The sequence below is a fragment of the Streptomyces sp. NPDC127092 genome, from assembly GCF_042722475.1.
Classification (GTDB): Bacteria; Actinomycetota; Actinomycetes; order Streptomycetales; family Streptomycetaceae; genus Streptomyces.
The window spans coordinates 1-897 of the sequence record NZ_JBHXFE010000089.1 but is presented as its reverse complement, the minus strand read 5'-3'; the positions used below and the strand labels follow the sequence as shown (position 1 = coordinate 897).

Annotated in this window: 1 protein-coding gene; it reads left to right on the top strand. The window is 70.6% G+C overall.

The annotated features are described in order from the left end of the window. A partial coding sequence (locus ACFWJO_RS36990; RefSeq protein ID WP_386872498.1) for a DNA-processing protein DprA occupies positions 1 to 897 on the top strand: 897 nt, incomplete at both ends.

The following is an 897-nucleotide window of genomic DNA, read 5'->3' as shown; positions in this document are numbered from 1 at the left end:
CGATCACTTCTCTCGCCAAGGACGAACGCTCCGCACGGGTCGCCCTGGCGGCGACCTTGGAGCCCGACGACGCGGTGACCGGCCGGCTCATCGCGGCGGTTGGCGCGGTCGAGACCATGCGCCTGGCGGCCGGCACCGGCGCGTTCCCGAAGAAGGTCGATTCGGTCGACGCCGGGCTGTGGCGTAACAAAGTCTCCCCACGCCTCGACGCCCGCACGGTCACGCAAGCACTGTCGGAGACCGACCGCCTCGGACTGCACATCCTCATCCCCGGCGACCGTGACTGGCCGACCGCACTGAACGACCTGGGCGAGCGCGCCCCGACCGTGCTGTGGGTGCGCGGCACGGTCTCGTTCCTCAGCGCCACGCTGAGCGATCGAGTGACGATCACCGGTGCCCGCGCCGCCACGAGCTACGGCGAGCACATCACAGGTGAACTCGCCTCCGACCTGACCCATGCAGGGCGGATCATCGTGGCCGGCGGCGCTTACGGCATCGACGCAGCCGCACACCGAGCCGCGCTCGCTCCTGGCGGGCAGACTCTCGCCGTCATGGTCGGCGGTCTGGATCGCCTCTACCCATCCGGCAACCGCGAGCTGCTGGAACGAGTCGGAGACCTCGGGCTCCTCGCTAGCGAGATGGCACCCGGTTCCGCGCCGACCATGTGGCGGTTCCTCGCCCGCAATCGCATCCTCGGTGACCTCTCCGGTGCGACCGTCGTCGTGGAGGCCGGCTACCGCTCCGGCTCCCTCAACCTCGCCGCTCGCGCCGCGCAGCTCGGCCGTCCAGTCGGCGCCGTGCCCGGCCCGGTGACCAGCGTTTCCAGTGCTGGGACGCACCGGCTCCTGCACGAAGGCATCGCGTCACTCATCACCGATGCCACAGACGTCACGGCGC